Source organism: Nocardia sp. NBC_00416, assembly GCF_036032445.1.
GTDB lineage: Bacteria > Actinomycetota > Actinomycetes > Mycobacteriales > Mycobacteriaceae > Nocardia.
Map to the genome: position 1 here is coordinate 688,656 of NZ_CP107932.1, position 22,049 is coordinate 710,704.

The 22,049-nt window shown below is 64.1% G+C and carries 20 protein-coding genes; 7 read left to right on the forward strand and 13 right to left on the reverse strand.

What is annotated here, in order from left to right; translation table 11 throughout:
* Positions 1-904: 904 nt before the first annotated feature.
* Entirely contained in the window at positions 905-1,270 is a 366-nt protein-coding gene (locus OG804_RS03160; RefSeq protein ID WP_328393655.1) for a hypothetical protein, read from the reverse strand.
* A gap of 1,200 nt (positions 1,271-2,470) precedes the next feature.
* Here OG804_RS03160 and OG804_RS03165 point away from each other — a divergent pair.
* The 5 genes from OG804_RS03165 to OG804_RS03185 all read left to right on the forward strand — a co-directional run bounded on the left by OG804_RS03165 (position 2,471) and on the right by OG804_RS03185 (position 8,087).
* On the forward strand, positions 2,471-3,199 hold the full coding sequence (locus OG804_RS03165; RefSeq protein WP_328393657.1) for a Crp/Fnr family transcriptional regulator: 729 nt from the start codon (positions 2,471-2,473) through the stop codon (positions 3,197-3,199).
* 110 nt (positions 3,200-3,309) lie between these two features.
* A complete protein-coding gene (locus OG804_RS03170; RefSeq protein ID WP_328393659.1) occupies positions 3,310-4,071 on the forward strand; it encodes a hypothetical protein in 762 nt (253 codons plus the stop codon).
* 527 nt (positions 4,072-4,598) lie between these two features.
* Positions 4,599-6,422: a hypothetical protein gene (locus OG804_RS03175; RefSeq protein ID WP_328393661.1), complete on the forward strand. Its 1,824-nt coding sequence runs from the start codon at positions 4,599-4,601 to the stop codon at positions 6,420-6,422.
* Entirely contained in the window at positions 6,419-7,564 is a 1,146-nt protein-coding gene (locus OG804_RS03180) for a hypothetical protein (RefSeq protein ID WP_328393663.1), read from the forward strand. Before OG804_RS03175 ends, OG804_RS03180 begins: the two co-directional genes overlap by 4 nt.
* Positions 7,545-8,087: a Pycsar system effector family protein gene (locus OG804_RS03185; protein ID WP_328393665.1), complete on the forward strand. Its 543-nt coding sequence runs from the start codon at positions 7,545-7,547 to the stop codon at positions 8,085-8,087. Before OG804_RS03180 ends, OG804_RS03185 begins: the two co-directional genes overlap by 20 nt.
* A gap of 63 nt (positions 8,088-8,150) precedes the next feature.
* Here OG804_RS03185 and OG804_RS03190 read toward each other — a convergent pair whose 3' ends face one another.
* The 3 genes from OG804_RS03190 to OG804_RS03200 all read right to left on the reverse strand — a co-directional run bounded on the left by OG804_RS03190 (position 8,151) and on the right by OG804_RS03200 (position 9,661).
* Positions 8,151-8,429 (reverse strand): hypothetical protein, encoded by a 279-nt coding sequence (locus tag OG804_RS03190; RefSeq protein ID WP_328393667.1) that lies wholly within the window; start codon positions 8,427-8,429, stop codon positions 8,151-8,153.
* A 129-nt stretch (positions 8,430-8,558) separates the two neighbouring features.
* On the reverse strand, positions 8,559-8,876 hold the full coding sequence (locus tag OG804_RS03195; RefSeq protein ID WP_328393669.1) for a hypothetical protein: 318 nt from the start codon (positions 8,874-8,876) through the stop codon (positions 8,559-8,561).
* 644 nt (positions 8,877-9,520) lie between these two features.
* Positions 9,521-9,661, reverse strand: a complete 141-nt coding sequence (locus OG804_RS03200; protein WP_328393671.1) for a hypothetical protein — start codon at positions 9,659-9,661, stop codon at positions 9,521-9,523.
* Between the two features lie 545 nt (positions 9,662-10,206).
* Between OG804_RS03200 and OG804_RS03205 the strand changes: the two genes are divergently transcribed.
* Positions 10,207-10,332 carry a hypothetical protein gene (locus OG804_RS03205; RefSeq protein ID WP_328393673.1) on the forward strand — a complete coding sequence of 42 codons (126 nt, stop codon included), beginning with the start codon at positions 10,207-10,209 and terminating at the stop codon, positions 10,330-10,332.
* Positions 10,333-10,557: 225 nt separating this feature from the next.
* On the opposite strand, the gene OG804_RS03210 is transcribed toward OG804_RS03205, so the two are convergent.
* From OG804_RS03210 to OG804_RS03220, 3 genes are all read right to left on the reverse strand, one after another.
* On the reverse strand, positions 10,558-11,259 hold the full coding sequence (locus OG804_RS03210) for a hypothetical protein (RefSeq protein WP_328393675.1): 702 nt from the start codon (positions 11,257-11,259) through the stop codon (positions 10,558-10,560).
* 89 nt (positions 11,260-11,348) lie between these two features.
* Positions 11,349-12,119, reverse strand: a complete 771-nt coding sequence (locus OG804_RS03215) for a hypothetical protein (protein ID WP_328393677.1) — start codon at positions 12,117-12,119, stop codon at positions 11,349-11,351.
* A gap of 418 nt (positions 12,120-12,537) precedes the next feature.
* Positions 12,538-12,870 (reverse strand): WXG100 family type VII secretion target, encoded by a 333-nt coding sequence (locus OG804_RS03220; RefSeq protein WP_328393679.1) that lies wholly within the window; start codon positions 12,868-12,870, stop codon positions 12,538-12,540.
* 295 nt (positions 12,871-13,165) lie between these two features.
* On the opposite strand from OG804_RS03220, the gene OG804_RS03225 reads away from it, so the two are divergent.
* Positions 13,166-13,972, forward strand: a complete 807-nt coding sequence (locus tag OG804_RS03225) for a DUF3048 domain-containing protein (RefSeq protein WP_328393682.1) — start codon at positions 13,166-13,168, stop codon at positions 13,970-13,972.
* 62 nt (positions 13,973-14,034) lie between these two features.
* Here OG804_RS03225 and OG804_RS03230 read toward each other — a convergent pair whose 3' ends face one another.
* The 6 genes from OG804_RS03230 to OG804_RS03255 form a co-directional block, all read right to left on the reverse strand.
* Positions 14,035-14,487: a hypothetical protein gene (locus OG804_RS03230; RefSeq protein WP_328393684.1), complete on the reverse strand. Its 453-nt coding sequence runs from the start codon at positions 14,485-14,487 to the stop codon at positions 14,035-14,037.
* Positions 14,469-15,032 carry a hypothetical protein gene (locus OG804_RS03235; protein ID WP_328393686.1) on the reverse strand — a complete coding sequence of 188 codons (564 nt, stop codon included), beginning with the start codon at positions 15,030-15,032 and terminating at the stop codon, positions 14,469-14,471. Before OG804_RS03235 ends, OG804_RS03230 begins: the two co-directional genes overlap by 19 nt.
* 58 nt (positions 15,033-15,090) lie before the next feature.
* A complete protein-coding gene (locus OG804_RS03240; protein ID WP_328393688.1) occupies positions 15,091-16,218 on the reverse strand; it encodes a hypothetical protein in 1,128 nt (375 codons plus the stop codon).
* Between the two features lie 208 nt (positions 16,219-16,426).
* Entirely contained in the window at positions 16,427-18,988 is a 2,562-nt protein-coding gene (locus OG804_RS03245; protein ID WP_328393690.1) for an ATP-binding protein, read from the reverse strand.
* Positions 18,985-19,356 (reverse strand): hypothetical protein, encoded by a 372-nt coding sequence (locus OG804_RS03250; protein WP_328393692.1) that lies wholly within the window; start codon positions 19,354-19,356, stop codon positions 18,985-18,987. The genes OG804_RS03245 and OG804_RS03250 overlap by 4 nt, the downstream gene beginning before the upstream one ends.
* 376 nt (positions 19,357-19,732) lie before the next feature.
* Positions 19,733-22,018 carry a DEAD/DEAH box helicase gene (locus tag OG804_RS03255; RefSeq protein ID WP_328393694.1) on the reverse strand — a complete coding sequence of 762 codons (2,286 nt, stop codon included), beginning with the start codon at positions 22,016-22,018 and terminating at the stop codon, positions 19,733-19,735.
* Positions 22,019-22,049 lie beyond the last annotated feature (31 nt).

Below are 22,049 nucleotides of genomic sequence, written 5' to 3' on the forward strand. Positions count from 1 at the left end.
ATCGCATCTTCGCTGGTAGCGGTAGAGCGAGTCGATGACTCAACTGCGCCACGGCGCTCGGGATCAGTGGCCGCTGAGACCCATGCGTCGAGTCCGCCGTAGATATGGGCTTCTCGGCGTTGCGGCGCGTGCAGGCCGACAGCCTCACCGTTGTAGATGGCGATGAGTGAGTCTTCGCCCCGCCACCATGTGTCGGTGAGTCCCTGGACTTCGGGTACCGGTTCGAATCCGTCGAGGTTCAGACGTCCGACGGCCTCGCCCTTGATCTTCGTGATGGTTTGGGCCCAATAATTGGCGTGGTAGGCCAGTGCGAGAGCTTCCACCCATCCCTGTATGCCGGCATGCAGAGGGGTCCAACGGTCGGCGTCGATTCCGAATTCGCCACCGGGCCCGATCATGAATCCGTAGGCCATGGATACTCGGTCGTCGCCCGCCCCGAAGTACCACCCGTCGGTGCCCGGACTTTCGGGGACGTCGGCCTCCAGAACACGCGGTCCGCCCTCGTACGCGGGGGCCGGCGGCAGGGCGAGGCCTCCCCAGGACTCTTGGAAAGCCACGACTCGATCGATCTCCGCGGCGGGTATCCCATGCTCGAGCCAAGCCTCACGGTACGGGCGGATATCCCGGCACGGAACACGAAGCCCGTGCGTTTCGACAAAATTCCTGGTCCGGCGACTGAGGCCTGCCGGCGTTCGCGGGATCAACGGCCGTCCCGGGCTGCCGGGCCCGATTCAGGATCGATGCAGATTTCTACCATGGTGAATCCTGTTCCTTCAGAAGCGCCCTACGCATGGATGGTATTGGAGCTGCAACCAGTAGAAAAACAGCAGAGATGGAGCCCGCTACAACGACTGCGGCCGAAGTCAGGGCGAGGCGTTTCAACTACCAGGCCTCCTCCGGGCGCTTACGGATTCTCCTGCAGGGTGAGGCTGTAGTACTCGATGTCGCAATCGCCGACCTGCTGTGCGCGGTCGGTCAGGCTGAGGTCCTTCGGCGAGCCGACGCCCAAGTCGCGCAAGGTGTTGACCATCATCTTCGCCAGTGCGCGGCCGTCCACCTCATCCGCACCGAAATCGACGGAGTGATAGGGAGACTCGAGCCAGTGCTCCAGCGCTGCCGGGCGGGTGGTGTGCGAGATCCAACCGAAAGAGCACGGATCGGTGATGCACTCACCGAGTTCTTCGGTGTCGTAGACGATCTCCAGTCGTTCGCCGCAGGCGAGGTGGAACACGATCGGACCGCGGGTGCCGGGAACCGGCGTACGGATCATCGGTCACATCGGACTCCTCAACCTCTATTTCTGCTCTACGACCCCATACGAAAGCAGGCGTTCACGTGCCCGTTGGTCAGATAGCTCTGCACGGAGTTCGGGGTGTTGGTGGTAGAACTGGATCAGCCAGTACGTTGCTGCCGCGCCCATGGACAGCCGTTCGGCGTAGATCCTGTTCTTGACAACTTCGGACGGCTGACGGCCTCTGGATTCCAAATCGAACGATTCCCGTGGCGTTCGTTCGGTGTTCGGCTTCGACGCTTTTCAGGTCCGACCACTTGATACCGGACTGGAACGAGACAACCTTCGGGACCTGTATCCCGCTCGGCGACAGCCTTAGCCGACGTGAACGTTGCCGCGCAACATAGAGCACCGCATAGGCAAGCATCAGTGCTGAACAGCAGGCAGCTACTGGGGCGAATATCCACCGCTGGCCGCTGTTCATCGGCAATACGGCATCCTCGGAAGGGGAGCCGAGGCAGATCAGGACCCCGACCATCGCTCCCGATAACGCCATCAGGGTGAGTGTTGCCGTGTGGGCGAGTGAGTGCTCCGCAATCAGTTCGCCACCGCGGCAACCCACGCGGGTGCCGTCGATCGTTACCCGCTCACGACCCCGCCGGTGTGCTCCGAACCGAAACCTTGCACTACGAGGCTGAACAGATAAAGCGACGCAACGCCCACGAGTACGAACGAGGTGCGTTCCATCCAGGTCAAGCCACTACGATACTGCTCTGGTAGCGGAAAGTAGCTGTGTGCTCCCGACGTCAACAGACAGCCTCGCCGAGCCGAGATCCAAGGTTTCCGAATACCCAGGCCCCCGCCATCGATCCCACCACCGACGAGACCGTTCCGACCAGTCCACCGCCCATTGCGATCCCCCCGAATGCAGTTCGAAATCTACCGCATTTTCGCTGATAGCGGTAGATCGGATCGATGTCTCAACTGAGCCGGACGCGGGTCCTCCGTCGCCTGATGTGTGTAGGCCAGAGCGCTCGGTTCAGGTCGAATGAGCCGGGCTCGGCGCCCGAAGTGGGCTGAATGCGCTGGCGAGGTCCTGTCGTGCAGATCCGTGACCGCCGGGCCGAGTGTTTCGGAATAGCTGCTGTCACAACAGTTCTTGTGTACAGAGAAGTATCGGAATGGCGCGCGATACGGCTGCCGTGTCAGGTGGTACGGGCCGGTGAAGGAGGGGAACCGATGGCGGTGCGAACCACGGGAACGGGCGGTACCCGGGAGAACTGGCCGGACCGGACCTTCGTGTCCGGGCTGACCGAACGTTCCCGGCACGATCTGCTGGCGCTGGCCCGGCCGCACCGGGTTCCCGCCGGTCGAGTCCTGATCAGCCAGGGCGAGCGGGGTGGCCGGGTTTTCCTTTTGCGGTCGGGGCCCACGGGCGCCACCGCGTGTGTCAAGGTCACCGCGACGGCATCCAATGGGGCCGAGACGCTGCTCGGTATCCGGGTCGGCGGCGATATCGTCGGCGAACTGGCGGCGCTGCGCGATGCCGGCCGATCGGCGACGGTCACCACCTGTACCGATGCTGTTGTCCACCGGATCCCTGGCCGAGTTTTCGTCGACTTCCTGCGCTCCCATTCGGAGGCATGGGAGGTGCTGTGCCGGATGCTGGCCGATCGGCTCGAATGGGCGAACCGGCGGCAGCTCGATTTCGGTGGGTATCCGGTAACCAACCGGCTGGCGCGGGTCCTACTGGAGTTGGTGCAGCGGCACGGTCGTATGGTCCGCGGTGGCCATCATCTCGGTGTGGCGCTGTCGCAGGCCGAACTCGGCGCGCTCATCGGTGCGCGGCCCGACGCGATCGGGCTGGCGATGCGTGATCTGCGTGCGGCCGGACTGGTGATTTCCGGCTACCGCAGCCTGGTTCTGACCGATCTCGTTGGGCTGCAACGCTATATCGATGCCGATTGAGCTGCGGATTGCCGATTTTTCGGGTGTTCGGCCGGCTTTGCCTTGCCACTGTTGAAGCGCAAGGGATTGGGAGCGCGGAACCGCGTCCCGTACAGAACGGTGGTGGAAACATGGGTGGCGATTTCGGCCGGCAGCTGGTGGTTTCGGTGGATGCCCGCGGGTTCGGCAGCTCGAACGATCAGCGGCAGCGGGCAATACAGGCCGGTATCTTCGGGGTACTGGATCGGGCGGCGGACCGCGCCGAACTGGATCGTTCGGCCTGGGACCGGCAGCACAAGGGGGACGGTGAACTGGCGGTTCTACCCGCTACAGTCGCCGCGGCGGAACCGGTCCTGATCGATGGTTTCGTCCGGGAACTGAACGCCGCGCTGGCCCAGCACAATCATGGTCTGCGGGGTGCGCAGCGGCTACGGTTGCGACTGGCGATCCACTTCGGCGTGGTCGCCAAGGACGAGAACGGCCTGTCCGGCCAGGCCACCGTCGCGGTGAGCCGGCTGGTGGACTGTGCGCAGGCCAAACGCGCCCTGGATTTCTACGACGACGCGGACCTGGTTGTCGTGCTGTCCAATACGGTATTCGCGGATTCGGTGGTGCAGCGGTACACCGATCTGGATCCGCGGTTATTCCGCCGAGTACGAGTGCGGTCCAAGGAATTCGATGACGACGCGTTCCTCTTTGTTCCCGGGCACGACGTCAACGAGATGCCGCTGACGGACACCTCTCATGTCGATAGCGACCCGACTGCGCCGGAACCGTCCCGGCAGGCTTCGCGCGGCGGTGATCGGCCCCATATGCAGACCGGTAACAACACCTTCCATGGCTCGGTGACCGTGGAGAACGGCACCATCGGCAACTCTTGGGTCCAGCGATGACAGGGAACCGGCAGGCGCCATCCGATCCGAGTGTCGCGCCAGGTCCGGTGGGTGCGGGACCGGCCGCCGGCCACGCGGCGCCCGGCGCGGGAGCTCGCGATGGGGGGAGGCCACCGGATTCGGCCGGTCCGGACCCCGCAGCCGGGTCCGAAGGCGTTGCGGAACCCGACTCTGCTACGGGGACCGGAACGATCGGGAGCACCGGATCCCCGGATCCGGTGGGCGAGCAGGCGAAGGACGGCGCTCCGGTACCCCCAGATCACGACGAATCTGTGGCGACCGAATTCGGAGCGGAGATCCTGACCCGACATCGGATCAGTCCTGTATTCAATGCGCCGGTGTATATCGAGCACGGCACGATCGGAGCCTCCCACGGAGGCACCGAGGTTCCCCAGGGAACCCGGGACCGTCCCCCGCTGACCGGGAGGGTGGACGAACAGCTTGTCACCGGTGTTCAGCGCACCTATGCACCGCCTGCCGGATACCATGCGGCGCGCGTCGAACTCTCGAACGGACATATTGTTGTCTTGGCGGGGCGGTCCGGTGCCGGCCGCCGGGCCGGGGCGCTGTGCCTGCTCCGCGACTGCACCGACGGTCCGCTGGAGACCCTGTCGCCGGCCTTGTCCCTGACCGAGCTCGGCACACAGCCGTATCGGCGCGGGCACGGCTATCTCGCCGATATCCGTGATGGGTCGGAGTCCGCGCGCAACGACTTCGGCTGGACCGTCCTGCGCGACCGCGTGCGCGCGGCCGATGCACATCTGGTCGTGATCGGCGAACCAGGGACGATCGGCCGTGTCGACCCGGTCCCGGCAATCGAATGGCAGCCCCCGGACCTCCGCTTCTTCCTGCGGCGCAGCTCCGCGCTGGACGAGCCGAGTGTCGAACGGGTGCTGGAATGTGCCGGGGAACCCGGCACCGCGCGGTTCGGGATGCAGGTGTGGAAACAGGTCATTGCCGGTATCGAGGCGGGTGCGGAGCCCGGCGAGGTGATCGTCGAGCAGGAGAAAAGCGTCGCATGCGAGCGGGTACGCGCATGGTTCGATGAGAGATGTTCCTCCCTCGACGCGCTGGCCGAGATCACCGCGCTGCTGTTCCTGGCAGGTTGCGGGCTGCGGCAGTTCGAAGAACTGTCCGGCCGGCTGGGTGACCTGCTGCGCGTCCGGCTGCTGGGCCCACTGGCCGAGGATACGGTGCCGCATGACCCTGCGGCCGGTGCCGAGCCCGGCGCTGTGGATGGGCCGCCGCGACAGCATCGGCTGGTCCGCATAGCCGACGGCGGCCTGATCACCGTTGTGCCGGGCCGGGTCGGCGCGGCCGGTTCCACGGACGTGGCCGAGGGCCAGATCGTGCAGTTTCGGGAGGCGGCCGACCGCGGGTACACCGCAGCGGAATTGTGGGCGCGGTGGGACTCCCGATTCTGGGATGGTGTCCGGGAGTGGTTGAACGAGATCGCCGCAGAATCCGCAGATCTGCCCGGCCCGACCGTTTCCTGCCTGGCGGACGGTGTGGTCGCGATGGCGGCCGTGGCGCCGACGGAGGTCCGGTGGTCTTTCCTCGAGCCCTGGTCCACGGGATATTCGTTGATGCGGACCCAGAGTATGGCTGCCGAGGTGCTGATGGCGATGAGTCGCGACGACGCCCAGGCCCCGGTTGCACTACGGATCGCCACCCAGTGGGTGGCCTCAGGAGTCTGGCGCGCGCAGTGGTCGGCGACTCTGGCCTTCGCTCTCGATCTCGGGACAAGGTATCCGGTCGAGGCCGTGGACCGCCTGGAGATACTGCTGATCTCGGGAACCACGGCGCTGCGAGGATTCCCCGGCAACGCCCTGGGCGCACTGTTCGAACAACTATCGGGCGAACCCGCCGCGGCGTCTCGTGTCCTGCGGATGCTGGCCGGGCGAATACGGGAATGCCCACCCGGCCGACCGGAGCGCGACCGGGTCCTGGCCGCCGTCCGGATAATATTGGGGATCACCCGGATGTACCCGGAGCATTCAGCGGTCTTCGTCGTACACTGCGCCGACCACGCCTACGCCGATATCCTCGGTGAACTCTGGGCCGCGCTGCTGCGGTACCGGCCGCAGCGGGCGGAAAGTCTCGACCTGCTGATCGACGCCGTCCCCACTGTCGCGGCGGTCGCGGTGGACCCCGCGGACTCATGTGCCGTCTTCGCCGATGCCCTGGCCGCTACCCTCCGCGACAGTGAACGGCGGGCGCTGCGCCGCGATCTCGAATCCCGGCTCCGCCGCCGACGCGGCCGCGCACCGGCGGATGCGGATATCGAGCCGTTGTACGCCGTGCTCACCACCCGGCTCACCCAACCCTCGCTGTCAGGAGTTCCGGCATGAGACCGTATCCCATTGCTGCCCAGAGCGTGCTCCGTCCAGTATCCCGGCGCGGACTGCGCCGCAGAACCAGAACCGAGTACGAGCTGTTGTTTCCCGCCGCCCACGAAGTGCTGGTGTACCGGGTACACGGTGATTTCGTTCTCGACGACGGTGCGTTGGGTGCGAACGATCGCACCGTACTCGACGCCACCCACGTCAGTCTCGTCGATCTGAGCGTGGACAAACCGCTGGAGGTCGATCTTCGGGTGTCGGCTTGTGACGGCGGAATGTTCACGGTGCGGGTCATGTTCCGGTGCACCGTCACCGACCCGGTGGCCGTCGTACGCGACGGACGCAGCAATGCGGCAGTGCCGCTCGCCGCCCACCTTGGAAGCTTGTCCGGGATACCCGCGCTGGGACATCGGCTTACTGTCGACGAGGTGGGGCCGGCAAGAGCCCGATTGGGTGCCGAGATCGCGGAGTTGCTCGACCGGAATCCACCTGCCGAACCCGGTATGCGGATCACGGTCTCGAGTGTGGCGATTCAGCCACCGGCCGAAGTGACCACTTCCGAGTCCGGCCGCCGCGCGCTACGCCGGGACAGTGCGTTCGCCGGTGAATCGGACGACTTCGAGCACGCTCTCGCACTGCGGACGGTGGAGCACGAATACGAGCTGTGGTCGAAGCGGCGGCGGCTGAGTTCGAGTATCGATGACGAGACGTTACGTCGGAAACGGGAACTCGCCGAGGTCGAAGCCGGCACCGTCCGGTGGCTGGCGGACCAGATCGGGGAGAATCCGGAGCGGGCGCTGATTCTCGCGCTGGTGAGGGAGGAGCTGAGTCCCGCCGATCTCACCGAACGGCTACTCGACCACCGGCAGGCCGTCGACCGTCACCAGGCCGAACGGGAGAAAAAGAGGTGGTCGGAAACGGTCGAGCTGCGCCGCCGGCACCTGGATGTACTCGAGGCAATGGTGAACCGCGGAGTGGTCGATACCGTGGGGGTCGATCCGGAAGTCATGGACACCGTCTTCGGCAATCTCTTCGAGAGCCTGCGCGCGGCGCTGGTCACCACCGCCACTGCCGAACTTCCCGCAGCCGGCCCCGCGGAGGCCGGCGAGTCAACGGTGGATGAGGTGCACAGTGTGGACATGGAGAAGTAACCGGCTGCCTGGCGACCGAGCCCCTGACGCCGACGATCTTCGGCACGCGGAACAGGCCTGGCGCATTCTCGACCACGTCCAGGGACTCATCCGGCACGCCGAACTGAAGGCCGTCGCAACGCTGGCCGCCGCGGGAGTCCTGGGCCAGATTCTCGTGGTGCTGTTCCGCACCCCGCTACCGGCCGTCGCGGCCGGGTGCGGGGTCGCGGCCGGCGCCGCCGCGATCGTCGCCGGAATCTGTTCGGGCTGTGTGCTCTGGCCCCGGACATCGTTACGTGGCTCCACGCCGAACCTGCTGTATTTCGGGTCGATCGCGAGTTCTCCGGGGCTGACCGCTGAAACCTACCGGCACCGCCTCGCCGCACTCACCCGTGACCCGGATGAGCTGCTGGCTCAGGTCGCGGCCCAGGTGTGGACGAATTCCCGGATCGCCCACCGCAAGTTCCGCTACGCGAACCTCGCGGTACTCGCAGTCCTGGCCGCTGCCGTCGCCACCGGCAGCACCTTCGTGGCGTCACTCTGACGGTGACCTCCCACGATTCCCGCGACTGTCTTCTACCCGGAAACCGCATCGGCAGAACAGTTCTCAGTCGCCGCTGAACCACAGGTAGCCGTGCTCTCGTATCGCAAGCTCCGCCGCCTGTCGCAGCGATGAAATAGTCGCTATTTCCTCTTCGCTCCTCGGTTCGAAATCCTTCAACTCCTCCAGCAGGAATTGCAGCTGATACGAGTTGAACATGGTATCCGCATATTTATGGATTCCCTGCATCATAGGCTTCTTAGGATCTCGAAGAACTATGTCGGGAAGGGCCGATCCAGCTGGGCCGGTGATCGTTTCGATCGCCTGGTGTACCTGGTTCTGCACGACAATGTCTATGCCCAATTCACTCCTAGCAGCCTGGCAGCCGGCGCGGCAGGCCGGTCTTGCCAAGTTTCACATCGCGGCGCGCGTTCTGCGCATGAAAAGCCCCGGAACGGACTGGGGGCTCATCGCTTAGGTGCGCTTCCGGCTTTCGCGCACGACTACGGTCCCCAGCGTGTCGTACTCGACGCGCTCGAAGGTGGCGAAGCCCAGCTCGTTCAGTGCTTTCAGCGTGGCGTGCGAGTTGTAATTATAGGTCTCGCCGGACCTTCCCGGCACCCCGGTGGCCAATCCGATGAGTTGGGTCGGCGGCCAGAGAGCGTTGTTGACGAACACGGCATAGGTCTGCGGCGTTCCTGGGGTCTGGTCACGGGTGGCGAGGAAGATCTGTTCGTCACTGATCTGAACCGGGTTGCCGTTGATCGTGATCGTCGTGGTCGAGCGAGTCATGGGCCGAAATCTTTCGATAGGTCGGCAGGGTCGAATCCGGCATCGGCGATCGGACCGCAGCCAGTTGACTGGGTCGTGAATCGACGGACCGGGGCCGACGCTGTCCGGCGGAGGCCCTGGGTGTGGTGTGGTCTGCCGGAAACGGTCAGCTCACGGCGACGAATATCGCGATGAGCCCCAGCGTGTTCCGCTGCCTGATCGGTGCTGCCGGTGAACCCGGATAGAGGCCGTGAGTCGATCCGGGAGGCATCGGTGAAGGCGGGAGGGGCGGGGCGGTCATGGTTGCGTACCTCGGGTTGTGCAGGCGGCTATGCAGTGGATTGGCCACCGCAATTCATGCTGAGCACTGGGTAATAGCGATGAGCGCGATGCACGTTACAAGCCAGTACGTTTGAAGTTGTAGCTATTGGGTAATGGCCTTGGTGTAGGACGCGCGTGGTTCGAGCAGGGGATCGGCCGTCCGAATCGCAATGCCCGTCCAACCGGTGTGCCGGAGCGCGATAACTGGCGTACGCGGACGATCGCGCCGTCCGATGCCAGTGCGGCCCCCGAATTCACGGCCCGTCTCGGGCGGGGGAAGAGATCATTGCGTGGGGCGACCAGGTGGCGGAAGGACTGCGTCACCGCCGGTGAGGACTGCCGGACTACACGAGATCGATCTGGTCAGGCTCGGGTAGCTGTGTGGGGCGTTCGTCGGTATACCAGGCGTATTCGATCCCGCTCAGCCGGCCGGCTTCGACCCAGAGGATGATCTCACCGATCGGCCTTCCCACGGGGTCGGTCACAGCTCCGTTCGCGACGATCCCGTCCGTGACACCGCCCGCCGGGGCGGGGCCAGGGCGTACCTCAACATCAACGCTGGGCGATCCGGCACCCCAGGTCGATACGACCTGCGCATATGGGATTTGCGCACGGTATTCGGCAGAGCCGTGCCGACCCGCCGACAACATCTTCGTTATGACTGCGGCCTCGAGGTCGGTCAGCGGCCGCGGCTGAATCGGGGTACTACCCATCGCGTCTCCTTGGTCTTACCGGCCGTGCCGTCGAGCCTATGTGGGGAGCGGTTGGAAGCCCTCTCGCCCACTAATCGTCAGCGGCAACAATGAGTCGAAGCGTCCCGCCTGTCGTGGCGATCTCATGGAACTCGGTGTGTATGAATCCGTAGTCGTTGACCGCCGAGGAGTCGAGGCGGGGCAGCGTGACGATGTCCGTGGCAGTGCGAGCGGGATCCGAGTACTTCCCGGTCGATCACCTGGCGTAGCGCATCCGGGACGACACCGCACTGATCGACCCAATGCGTCACCAGCGCGATGACGGAGTCGGCCGAGGCGTGAGTGTAGGAGTCCGGGGTAATCCGGTCGATCCGGTATGGGCCGTGGCGGGTGCCCGCCGGGTCCACTACGCCGCCGATGTAGTCGTCACGGAAATGTTGATCGCCGATCAGCGCGGAGAGTAGTTCGCATCGATCACCTGAGGCGCGGTGATCGTGAACCGCTTGATATCGATCCACTGCCGCGGGAGATTGCCCCCTGCAGGAAGTCGAAGTCCCGGAAATTGATGAAGGAAGTGCCCTCGCATTCCAGGTTCGTCGCTGTCTGCACGCACTCTCCCTCCGAGGAGGGATGGTGCCGCGAAGCGGAATCGCCCAAAAGCAACCTCGACACCGCTTCTTTATTCGAATTCAGTCGTGGACACGGCGGTGCGTATTTTTCCATGGATCCCCGTACTTCTCATAAGAGTTAACCAGTCGCGTGAGTCGCTCTTCGCCTGCGTCGAGTAGATCTGCCCGGAATACCTCGTTGGATCCGACCTCTTCGTCAGATAACCTCAAATAACCGGGAACATCGTTGTATCCGTACGAAATTCGGTTGATTGACTCATCTATGGATGCATCCCAGGGTTCCCGCGTCCGACCTCCCCCCGGAAACGCGCCGAATCGGATATAGCCCTTGGTGGCGAGTTCGCGAAGTACCGCCAAGACGTTCTCGCGTGAGTAGTGGTCAGGAGTAATTCGCGCCACCATCCCGTCGAACGTTGCGATCGGTGCCCACATATCGAGCGTAACACCGCCCGATTTACTCCCCTCTCTCATGCGGATTTCTGTTCCGTCGGGCAGGCGCATTCCCTCACCTGGGTACTTTCCCACATCCATTGCTTCGCCATTTTTCGTCAGCTCTTGATAGAGGTCACGAATCTCTTCGTCGGTTCCCATCTGCCGATGCGGCTCGGTCTTGCCCGGGGCAGTCCGAGAGTTGACGATCGACTCGACTTCGGCAGCATTTTCCGGTGCGGCGGCAGCGGTGGAGCCTGCGTCGTCCTCGCTGCTGTTCGCTGCTTCGTCTCCTTCGACGGTGTGAACGGTCACCGCCGCGATGGAGGCCAACGTAGCGTTGATTGCATTGTTGGTGATGTCGGGGATGGCGGTGAAGGCGCCGGAGGCGGTTCCGGCGACGACTACCGAGCCGAAGATGATCAGCAGACGGCTGATGGTGACCGTGTTCTTGATGACGTTGGCGGTGGTGGTGACGATCTGGGCGGTGACGGCGACTCCGCCACGGCGGCTGCGGGGGCAGCGAGTCCGGCGCTGAGGAATGCTGCGACTCCGACAAGGGCGACGGTGACGCCGATGGCGACGGCCATCTCTTTGCCGGCGTCGGTGACCGCGGCTTGAATCTCGTCGCGCATCTGCTGGAGCGCGTCCCGGTGCTCGCCCACTGGTGTGGCCAGGGCCTTGGAGGCCTGGGCCATGAGTTCGGCGGCCTGGGTGAGAGTGGCCAGTTTGTTCTCGATCTCGGTGATGTTGGGGTCGGTGCTGCCGGCGAAGGCGGCATTGATGCCTCTGATCCGGGTGGCCGCGCCGGTGACGGTTGCGTGATCGGCGAACGCTTGCCAGGCGTCTTTGGCCTTGCCGAGTGCGGTGACATCGCCGTTGGGGATTCTGCCGACCTCTTTGAGAAGTCCGGTGATCGGGCCTTCGTCCAGGCCGGGCCCGTTGTCGCCTTTGGCGGAAGTCGGCAGCGCCATCCCGGAGTCGTAGAGTGGCTCTGAGGCGGTCGGGCGGTCGGGCGCGGGGCCACTGGCGGTGGCACGGTTGGAGTGCCACCAGTTGTATCCGTTGGCGGCCAGCACATCGCCGTAGCGTTGCAGGGCATTGGCCAAGGTCGCGGCGAGGGTGATGATCTCGGCTGCGTGTTTGTCGTAGCCGGTGGTCCAAGCCTCGGATGACTCGTGGTCGCCGGCCATCCCGCCACATTCGTGCAGCAGTGTGCTGTGCAGCGGCCCCAGCGCGAGGCTGATATCTCCGGCCAGCAGGTGGCATTTGCCGGCGGCGGCGTAACATGCCGGAGTCGATGACCCAGGTCATGGCTCACCCACCCTGCAACATCTTCCGATTGACCTCGGCGGCTGTGGTGTAGCGGGTGTGCGCGGTGCGAGCCGCGTCGCTGATATCGGCCAGGCCGGTACGCGAATTCACGGGCGCCGGTCGACCAGAGGCGGTGGGCGTCGCGGTAGGCATTGGCGGCGACGGTTTCCCAAGCTCCGTCGAGGGTGGCGACCTTGTCGTCGATCAGGTCGAGTTGCTCGGTGAGATAGCCGGACAGGTTGGTCAGACGGGACACGAGATCGTCGAGGCGTTTCACGTCGACGGTGAATTCGGTACTCATAGGTTCAGACTCGGGAACTGCTGGGAATAGGAATCGTCGGTAGTTTCGTAACTCGCAGCTTGAACGCCGAGTTCGGCGGCCATCCCCTCGAGAGCCTGGAGGATCTTGATGCCGCCGTCGCGGAGCTCGGTCCAGCCGCCGCCGAACTCGACGGATGCGTCACCGCGCCACCCGTCGGCGAGCAGCGCATCGACCTCTGTGCCGGCCGAATCCAGACCCGACCGCAAGTTTCGGGCGATATTCGCGACGAACTGTCCCACCGCCCGCACTTCGTCAGGCACGACCGTAATGGAATCAGTTGAGTTCGGGCTTCCCCCTGGGTCGACCACGGTACGAAATTAGCAGAAACCATACGGCTGATCCTGCTGAGTCCGGTGCGCATATCAGGTCTCGTGAACTTGCGGGGGCATAAGCCTCATCCAGGGGTCGGCTCGGCCACTCCTGCCCTGGTCAAGTTGGGCGTAGGATTGGGTGTGTCAAAGGGTTACCCTTATGCAACAGCGATGGTGGGTGTGGATAGCCGCGTTCCTGACGACGCTGGGGATGTGCGCGACGTTCGCATGCAGCAGTGGCCCCCGGCCCGAGCGCGGTCCTCCGGACACATCCTCCCGGGGAGGGGAGTCTGTGCTGGTCGCGAAGATAGACAACAGCCCGGAGGCACGGCCACCGGTAGGGCTCGGAGCTGCCGATTTGGTCTACGTCGAGCCTGTCGAGGGCGGTTTGAGCCGGTTGGCCGCCGTGTTCTCGGCCGACAAACCCCCCGTGATCGGACCTGTCCGCAGCGCGCGGGAAACGGATCTGACGCTATTGGACCAGTTCGGCAACCCGACATTGGCATCGTCTGGTGCCGCTCCTGAGCTGGTTGCCGCTGTCGATCAGTCCTCGCTCCTGAACGCCTCGGCCGAGCGGCAACCTGCGGCGTACTTCCGCGACTACAGTCGCGTCGCTCCGCACAACATGTTCGTCCGCTCGGATCAGCTGCCGGAAGGCGGCGGCTGGCCGGCGTCTTCGCAACCGCACTTCGGTCCTGCGCCCGCCGGTGGCGAGCCCACGCAATATCGGGAAGCGCGGTATCAGGACACCGTGATCGGTTTCGACTGGTCACCCGTCCATCAGCGGTGGCTGGTGTCCATGGACGGTGCTGCCTACACCGAGGCCGATACCGGGCAGGTCATGGCGAGTACGGTCGTGCTGCAGAGTGTGCAGGTGCAAAACTCGGCCGTCAGCGATGTCGCGGGCAGCGTCTCACCCCTGGCCAAGACGACCGGTAGCGGTCCGGCACTCGTACTTCGCGACGGTCAATCGTTCCCGGCCGTGTGGTCCCGGCCCTCCCCACAGGCAGGCACAAGCTATACGACCCCCACCGGGACAGCCATCCCGTTCGCGCCGGGGCAGGTCTGGACAGTCCTGGTTCCAGCGCAGCTCTGGTAACCGGGACCGCGCTGCCACCATGGCAACAGGCAGTCCCCATCACCGGATCGGTAGATCCAGGTTCAGCAGTCGGTGCGCACGAAGATCCGGCGCGTTTCACCGCCTCCGTCATGGATGACAACGTATCGGCGTGGATCGCGGTATTCGTCGATCGAGTGTTCGTTTCCCGTATCGACCGAGAGGACGTCGGCCATTCCGCTGTCCTGCCAGTAAGACTGCCACGACGGAGGAACTCCGGGCTCGAACCGACCGAACCCGGACAACCGCGTGAATTCACCGACCGAGTCGGCGGGAATATCGACTACTGCTGCCGAGGTTGCCTCGCGAAAGGCGTTGTCGGTCCACGACCACAAAGCATCCATCCCCTCAGGGAAGAAAATGCCGGCGCATTCAACCAGGTCGCGAGCCTCTTCCTCATCGGTCGAGCACCCCGCGACAGTCGACACAACGATGCATGCCGCCACACCGACGGCTGCTCGTCGAATAATCCGGTGCATCAAAGCTTTCCGATCCATCGCTCGAGTCGTGGCGCTTCACCGTGGACACGGAAACTCCGGGCCCAGCCGAATTCTTCGAGTTCCCGCATCTCGTTGTTGATGTTCGTTCCGATATTCAATCGGAACGTGTCCTGCTTCTTGTGGTCGAAGTTGTAGAACTCGTAGATGTAGATACGGTAGATGATCTCTGCGCGAAGTCCACCGTCTTCTGAATACAGTGTGGTGTCGCTGCCGACAGCAACATCGTAATGCCCTACCGCGTAGCCGATATCGCCCTCCTCGGGCTCTGCCCCCAGCCATGGTGAGGTCAGCTCTCGTGTGACTCCGGTCTGGGGGTCGCGCCGCGCCTGGTCCTTGATTGTTTCCAGGCACTTGGCGACCTGTTCTCTCGCGCCGCTCGTTGCGATGATCCGTTCGACGTTGGACGGACTGATCTCGTAGACGAAGTCCGGCCCATTGTTGTCGAGGTAGGCGGAGAAGATATCCGCCGCGAAGTCGAATCCCCTGGCCTTGAAAAAGCCCATAGCCAGAGCGGCGTCATTGCTGTACCTGGCGGCCTGCACCTTGTCGATGACACCGGTCCTCGAACCGTGGACCGCACGGTCCGCGGGGAGCGCAGGATCAGCCGGCCGATGCAATGGAATCCTCCCACCACGTGTTTCCGCCGAACCCGTAGCGGTGTGTGCCCAGATCGACGGTCACCTTGTCGGGGATGTCGAAATCGGTGGAATTGTAGGTGGGTGCGGGTTGCCCGGGACGGTAGTTCAAGGCCCGGGTGATGTGGTCGATGAGTGTGGTCACGGCATTCTTTCCGGATTCTGCTGTGCGTTTCAGGTCGTCGACTGCCGCGGTGATATCGGAGCGTGTGGACTCGTCGATCGGCTTGTCTATCAAGCCTGCCCACGAGGCCAGGGGCAGGGTCATGTTGTGGAAGGTCATGGGTGCGACGACTGCGGCTGCCAGGGTGAGAGCCAGGTTGTACACCTGGCGTTCGAGAGCACGTCCGGCGTACTCGACGATCTTCGCGACGATGTCGAGGTCGAGACTGCGAGTATCCACCGCTTGTGCGAACTGGGTGGTTGTGAGGGCGAAAGCCCGGGCGGCGTCCCCTGTCCAGAACTGCTGTAGCCAGGTGGCGCCGTTGGTGAGATTTTGTGCGGTGAGGTAGTCGGTGATACCCAGCGAGCGGATGCGTATGGCGATGCCCTGCAGTGCTTCCCAGTCGCCGATAAGGGGCGTGAGGTAGTCTGTCGCCGGCCTCATCCCGATAGCACTGCCGAGCACGTCGTCGTATGGGCCGATGGTTTCGACCACGCTGGTGAGGGTTCGGGCGATGGCGTAGGCGGGTTCGTTATCGATGGTGGGGACCGACAAGGACAATCCCGTGAATCGGGTGACCCCACCGTCGGAGCCCTCGACCGTGGCGCCGGTGCTTCCTGTCAGCTGCTGACCGGTTTGGACGAGGGTCTGCCCGGTGGATCCGTCGGTGGCCTGATACCGGGTGGCGTTGTCGGCCAAGTTGGTGGCGTAGGCGTCGAGAGTGGTCCGGTCCTGCCCGTGTAGCACGCCGAACGCAGTCCGGAAGTCCGTGAGGATGGGCGTCACGGTGGCCAGCAGTCCCGAGGTGCTGGCGGGCAGGGTGAGTCCGTCGAGCGTGCGAGTGCTGCTGGTCGAGAACATGGTTCCGATATCCCCGATGTCGAGACGGAACCCCGCGAGTGCGGACAGATCGACCGACAGCTCAGGCATGATGGGCCGCCCGCGCGGATCGACCTCTCGGCAGCTGGTCTCCGGTCATGTGCGACACACCATAACAATGGGTCTTCGCGGTGGTCATGCTCCCCCTCCATGCGCACACCCGAAGATCATATCCGCTCCGGCTATCGACTTCGATGTCGTGGGAGCGAGAGGTCCGGCCGGGGCTGGGGGAACCTCAGAGGCCGTTACCGCGTGCCAATTATTGATTGTCAGACATGAGCGAACGTGCATGGGCGAGGAAGCTGAGGGTGTTGGCTTCTCCGCGGCTATTCTTCATTTCGCGATAGATAGCGAGGGCTCGCTCGGCCAGTTCGACGGCGGCTCCGTAGTCGCCGGTGTCAAGTCGGATCTGAGCTAGAAGATTGATGCTGTCGGATTCTCCGACGCGGTGACCGATCTCGCGGTATAGGCCGAGGGCCTGCTGAAACAACTCGTCGGCAGCCTCATACGCGTGGGTTCCGCGCCGGATGAAGCCGAGGACATGAAGGATGTGAGCCTCGCTGGGACGGTCAGCGATCCGGCGGTAGAGGGCGAGTGCCTGCCGGGCAGGCTCCTCGGCGGCCTTGTAGCTGCCAGCGTTCAATCGAACATGGCTGAGAGAGCTCAGAGCGCTGGCTTCGCCGGAGGGATTCCCGACCTGGCGATGAAGGGCGATGGCTTGCTGAAACAGTCCGTCGGCAGCCTTTTGATTGCCGGTGTCCGCTTGGACTTTGCCGAGGCTGCTCAAGGCGTAGGCTTCACCGGACCGGTTACCGATTTGGCGGTGAAACTTGAGGGCCTGCCGAAATAGATCGTTGGCAGCCTTGTGATCTCCGGCGGCCTGTCGGATTCGGCCGAGTGTGTCGAGGGATTCTGCTTCGCCGCGGAGGATGCCGATCTTGCGGTAGAAGGAGAGAGCTTGCCGAGACAGTTTCTCGGCGGTCTCGTGACCGCCATTTGCCTCCCAGATCTCGCCGAGAAGGTTGAGGACGTCGGCTGCACCGACAAGGCTGCCGATTCGACGGTAGAGGGCGAGGGCCTTCAGTAAGAGTTCGGCCGCGGGTTTGTACTCGTTGAGGGCCCTTCGGACGCGGCCGAGGTCAGCAAGGGAGTTGGCCTCGCCGAGTTCGTTGCCGATCTGGCGGTAGAGGTCGAGGGCCTTCTGGAATGCTTCGTCGGCGGCCTCGTAGTCGTCGGTGCCCCAACGCATGCGGCCGATGTTGTTCAGGGCATTGGCTTCGTCGAGGCGATTACCGAGATGGTTTGCGGCGTCAGCGGCGCGCTGGTGTAGTTGTGTGGCGAGAGGCCAAGGCCCGTCCTCCATAAGCAGAGGTGCCATGGCCGCGGTTAGTTGGACCATCCGGGACGGATCCCTATCGGCGCTGTAGTCCAGGCAGGCAATGAGATTTGTCTGCTCGATACGCATCCATGTCAACAACCGCAGTCGAGTTGCGGAGTTCTCCCTGTCGAGATCCCCTGTAGCGGCCGCATCGGGAGCGGTTGGTTCCCATCGGTACTCCGGGGTTGCGGTTTGCTGGTAGTAGTCCAGCAGTCGGCCGACCGCCCGTGTGTTTTCGGCCGCCGGGTCCGTAGGTGTGAGCGCGTGGGCGAATTCGCGTAGCAGATCGTGAAACCGGTACCGGCCCCGTGCCACTTCGTCGATGAGGTGATCTGTGTAGAGTGCCTCCAGCTCCTGACGGGCAGTATCAGGGTCAACGTCAGCAAGTACGGCGACTGCGTTGGCCTCTAGTTCGGGGCCAGGGTGTAGACCGAGCCGCCGAAACAGCAGTTGCCGAGATTTCGGGAGGGCCTCGTAGGACAGTCTGAATGCTGCCTGCACTCGCGGATCGCCGGGTAGATCCAGGGCGGCCAATCGGTCCGCCGCCGCGGCAAGCTGATCCGCGTGCTCGGCTATGTCGGTGACCGTCCAGGCCGGGTGATGGGCGATATTTCCGGCGACCGGCCCGATGGCGAGCGGAAGATACCCGCATACTCGGGCAATTCGTTCGGCCACCGCCCACTCCCCGGCATGGTCGGGGCGGTGAGCGAGGGTGCGGAACATCTCTGCAGCTGCGACAGGGGTAAAGGCCTTCACTTCAAGGGGTTGCATGTCCGGCAGGATCAGCCGGCGGCGGCTAGTGACCAACGTCAGGCAGCGGGGACCGGTGGGCAAAAGCGGCTCCACCTGGTGACGATCGGCGGCATCGTCTAGGACTACCAAGGCTGCCTTGTCGGCGGTGTGGTGGCGCCACAGATCCCGGCGTTCGACTAGCGCGTCAGGTATGTCATGCGGATCCATACCTAGCCTGCTGAGCAGCCCGCCCAACACGTCAAACGGACTCGCCGGTTTCTGGCCGACAGTGTGAGAATGGAGCTCGACGAAGTACCGGCCGTCGGGAAACCGGCTGGCCAACTCGTGGGTTGCACGAATGGCGAGGGCGGTCTTTCCCACCCCGGCCATGCCGTCGATCGCATAGATCGTCATCAGTCGAGTGTCCTGGGCGGCGGCGTCGAGAATGAGCTGCAGCTCGCGCTCACGGCCGACGAAAATACGTGGTGTCGGCGGAATGCCCGCTGTGATCGGCTCACCCGTGACCATCGTCGACGAGGTCGGGGCCATACTGCCGTTGCACGTGTCGTGGTAATGGTAGTTCACCTGAGTGTTGTGATCACCGACCTGAACACCCTGCGCTGTCCGCGCATCCACTTGGCCCGAACCGGCGTCGGTCTGGTCGGCCGCGCCACATATTGACGGACCGGTATCACGAGCGTCGTTGTTCATCCGAAGCTGTTGTGCTGGACGCCGTGATCACCGATCTGCACCCCCTGAGCATGTCTCAGATCGATCCTGCTGCGAGCGTCGTCGACCCGACCTGTCGGCAACTGCGACAACAAAGCCTCCGCGTCCGATCGCAACTCCCTGTCTTCGGCCGCCCGGGCGCGCCGCAGCATATCTTCGAGTTCATCGATACTGGAACCCGGTGCTGTTTCGTTCGTTTCGATCACTGCGACAGCGCCGGGATCGCTTCCTCTGGTGAGCCGGTTCCGCAAAACCGAATAAGTGTCACGGACGGCCGCCGATACAGCATCCTGGCCACCCGCAGCTGCCCCCGCGATCAACGCCGTTATGATAACGGTCAACGGATCCACGCCTGCTCCTCCCAACACCGTGTAGACACGGTAGACGACCGAGTGGCTTCAGAGATCCGGCCACATCGAATGACATTACCGAACAACGCAAGTCGTGAAGATGGTTACCAGGTGTGCATTATGGTCCAATGATGCACACCTGGTGCCTTCTTACGTAAGGGGCCTTGTGGTTGCGTCTCCGGTGCGCCAATGGCTCATGGCTTTCCCGTCGTTCGGGCAGAGTTACTGACAGGATCAGCACGGCGAGTGGCAGGCCGATCGCGATGACGAATCCGCGTGATCACTGTTCGGTGCGGTGCTGTCTGGTGACTGCCGACCCCAGGGGATACTCCTGAGTGCCGGTGCACGCCACACGACGCGGTCGGCCACAATGCGGCTATTGGCTCTGTGCCCAAGTGAGGAACTGCTGGGCAGCGAAGATCGGCTTCGCGAATTTGACCGCCTGTTTGGCCTTCCCGGACTGCGTGCCGACCTCGGCGGCGATCAACGCCTCGCATTTCGTCTTGGTGACGGTGGCGACGGGTACGAGTCGGTACTGCTGGGCCAGAAGCTCCAGCTCGGTTCGGTCCCAGAGGTTTCCGGTGTCGTCTGTGAATCTTCCGGTGAAACAGACCCGCGCGCCGGGTACCAGGACTACAGCGATATCGTCCGAGGTCTGGGCGTGCTCGGGGGCCAGGAGGGGATAGCCGAGCCTACGTTCGAGGTCACGTAGCAGAGCTCGGGTGTCGTCGTCGGGCCTGATCTTCGCGGTCGTGGCGTGCAGGTGTTCGGCGAGGACTTGTTCGCTGGTCTTGTCCGCGGGAGGTATGCCGTCGGCGCGGAAACAGTCCGGCCCGCCGCCCCGGCACAGCAAGTATCCAGATACAGGAGCGGCGGGTGGGAATATGCCGGCACTCGGCGGCGGCCCCGGCCGGCGCACGACGATATCGCGGACGGCGCGGGCGCGGTCGATGGCGCGAGGTGCGTCGAGGCGGTCGCGGTCCGCCGGTGCGAGTTCGGCCGGGTTCAGGTCGGTGCCGATGGGCATGGCGACGGCGAGACCGTTGCGTTTGAGTTCGGCGTCGATGTAGCGGAGGTTGTGGTCGATATCTGCTCCGATGGGGGTCCGTCCGGCCAGGTACGGGGCGAGCGCGGCCCAGGCCAGCGGAAGGGTCGGTGCGAGTAGTACGTCGGCGGCGGCGATGGCGTAGTCCGCGCGGGCGGCTCCGAGATCGCGTTCCGGGTTTATCAGGGTGGTGATCTCGCTGCCGTCGTCGGTGATCAAGGCGATTTCCACCGGCCTCGGATGATCTCGCCACCCTTGTTCGCCGACCGTGCAGACGCCCAGGTACACCGGACCCAGGCAGGCCGGGGCTCGCTCTCCTGTTGCGAGGAATCGCCGTACCCGCAGGTCGGTCTTCAGGTCCTTGGCCGCAACGGGCCGCCGCAGTACCAGGCCCGTCATCGATGTGCAACGGCTGAGCGCGACATACAGTTGCCCGTCGGCGAAGGTTCCGCCGGTGAGGTCGACGACGAGACGGTCCAGGGTCTGGCCCTGTCCCTTGTGGATCGTGATGGCCCAGGCCAGCCGGAACGGTAGCTGGGTGAAGGTGCCGACGACCTCACTGTGGAGCACACCGGCCTCGACGACCGGGCGGGTGATCTCCCAGGTGTGCGGACGGACATCCACACGGACGCCGGAGGGCAGTTTCACCGTGACGACAGGTTTACGATCTTCGATTCGGTGTGCGACAACCTGGCCTATCGTGTCGTTCGCCCATCTGCCCATACCGTCATTGGTCAGGAGCATGACCTGCGCGCCGACCTTGTAGGCGAGTTCCCGTTCGGTCGGCCGGTCGAAACCGTCCAGCTGCCCGGTTTCCGCAGCGCGATGGGTGATTTCGGGTTGCTCCAACTGGAGGAGTTGGTCTCGGTTCCGTCGGTCCGCGCTCTTGTTGGTGGTGGTCAGGGTCAGCCAGAACTCGTTGACAGGAGGCCGGAAGTCCGCTTCGGTTCGGGTATTCAGTTCCGCCAGCAGCGGTGGGTCGATGGTGCCGGCGCGGATGGCGGCGAGGATCTCCAGCAGGCGCGCGTCGCCGACTTGGCGGAACACTCGGGTCAGCTCGATGGTCGGAAATCGCTCCCGCGTGTAGCAGTCGGCGGAGAAGAAATAGGGCGACTCGTAGTGTGTGGTGAAGAATTCCGCTTCGCTGTCCGGCACGACGGGCGGTAGCTGGAACAGATCACCGACCAGTACAACCTGCACTCCGCCGAACGGGGCGCCGCGCCGCGGGCCGTACCGTTGCAACGCGGCGGCGAGCTTATCGAACAGGTCGGCCCTGATCATCGATGCTTCGTCGATGACGAGTGTGTCGAGTTCACGCAGGACGGGAGCGAATCGTATAGGGAAGTATCGGCCGCTGCGGACTTCGTCGAGAGTGGTATCGGGCCGGAACGAGAACAGACTGTGGATGGTATGGCCGGCTACATTCAGGGCGGCGACACCGGTCGGCGCGGCTACGACCACCTTCTTTTCGGTCGTGGCGAGAAATTCCCGGATCAGCGTGGATTTGCCGGTGCCGGCCTTGCCGGTCAGGAAGAGGCTGTCGCCGCGGTGCAGGCGGGAGAGTGCCTCGGTGAACTCCGCCGTGAAGGTGAGTTCGGCGCTTTCGGTGGTAGTCATGTGTCGTACCGAGGCTCTCTTCGTCTGCTCA